This window comes from Microbacterium sp. Leaf351 (genome assembly GCF_001423825.1).
Taxonomy (GTDB): Bacteria; Actinomycetota; Actinomycetes; order Actinomycetales; family Microbacteriaceae; genus Microbacterium; species Microbacterium ginsengisoli.
In genome coordinates, this window is the sequence record NZ_LMPK01000033.1 from 44,139 (window position 1) to 45,821 (window position 1,683).

Below are 1,683 nucleotides of genomic sequence, written 5' to 3' on the forward strand. Positions count from 1 at the left end.
CCGCGGGCAGGTGCTTCACATAGACGAGCACGGCGTCGTCGTCGCTCCACTGCACCTGCAGATTGCGCAGCTGCCGCAGGGCGGGATGAGCGCGACGGATCTCGTTCAGGCGTCGCAGGAACGGTGCGAGCGAGTCTCCGCGGGCCTCTGCGGCATCCCAGTCGCGGAACTTGTACTCATACTTCTCGTTGTCGATGTTCTCCTCGGCGCCCGGACGGGCGACGTTCTCGAACAGCTCGAAGCCGGCGTACACGCCGTAGCTGGGGGCCGCGGTGGCGGCGATCACGGCGCGTACGGCATACGCGGCCCGTCCGCCGAACTGCAGGTACTCGGTGAGGATGTCGGGCGTGTTGACGAACAGGTTGGGGCGCAGAAAGTCGGATGTCTCGTCCGCCGCGGTCTGCAGGAACTCCTCCAGCTCGGCCTTGGTGTTGCGCCAGGTGAAGTAGCTGTAGCTCTGCTGGAATCCGCCCATCGCGAGGGCGCGCATCGGGGCGGGCCGGGTGAACGCCTCTGCGAGGAAGACGACGTCGGGGTCGGTGCGCGTGACCTCGGCGATGAGCCACTCCCAGAACTGCAGGGGCTTGGTGTGGGGGTTGTCGACCCGGAAGATGCGCACGCCCTGGGCGATCCAGTGCCGCACGATACGCAGCACTTCGGTGCGGATGCCCTCGGGGTCGTTGTCGAAGTTCAGGGGGTAGATGTCCTGGTACTTCTTCGGCGGGTTCTCGGCGTACGCGATCGTGCCGTCGGGGAGGGTCGTGAACCACTCCGGATGCGCCGTGACCCAGGGGTGATCGGGCGAGGCCTGCAGGGCGAGGTCGAGCGCGACCTCGAGGCCCTCTGCGCGGGCTGCGCGCACGAACGCACGGAAATCCGCGAGCGTGCCGAGGTCGGGATGCACGGCGTCGTGTCCGCCCTCGGTGCCGCCGACGGCCCAGGGCGATCCGGGATCACCGGGGCCGGCGGTGAGGGTGTTGTTCGGGCCCTTGCGGTTGCGGACACCGATCGGATGGATCGGCGGCAGGTACAGCACGTCGAAGCCCATCCCGGCGACTCCAGGCAGGCGCTTGGTCGCGGTGCGGAAGGTGCCGCTCTTCACGACGCCGTTGCGCTGGCGGCGCGCGCCCTCGGACCGCGGGAAGAACTCGTACCAGGCACCGACACCGGCGCGCTCGCGCTCGACGAGGAGGGCGAGGTCATCGCCGAGGGTGACGAGCGAGGTCAGCGGACGGCGTGAGAACGCGGCGGCGAGGGCCGGGTCGTCGACGATCGCGAGCGCGGCGACGGTGTCGACGGTGCTGTCACGCAGTCGTTCCGCCTGGGCGCGCAGCTGCGCGCGCTCGGCGGTCGGCCGGTCCTTCTCCGCGGCGCCGCGCAGGAGCAGGAGCGCTCCCGACTCGCGCATGAGCTCGATGTCGACGCCGGCGGCGATCTTGACGGATGCCGCATGGTGCCAGGTCGCGATGTCGTCGCCGAACGCCTCGAACCGGAACCGCCAGGTGCCCTCTTCACGCAGGGCGACGAGTGCGCTCCACCGGTCGGGAACGCCGTCGACGGGCGCGAGGGCGTGCAGCGATTCGTCGCCGCTCGGGCTGAGTAGGCGCACGTGCACGCCGATGAGGTCGTGGCCCTCGCGGAACGCGGTGACGCTGAACGGCACCGCCTCGCCCGCGAACGCGG

1 protein-coding gene is annotated in these 1,683 nt (G+C 70.2%); it reads right to left on the reverse strand.

Annotation, left to right across the window (positions count from 1 at the left end; genetic code table 11):
• A partial coding sequence (locus ASG00_RS14530) for an alpha-1,4-glucan--maltose-1-phosphate maltosyltransferase (protein WP_442922635.1) occupies positions 1-1,683 on the reverse strand: 1,683 nt, incomplete at both ends.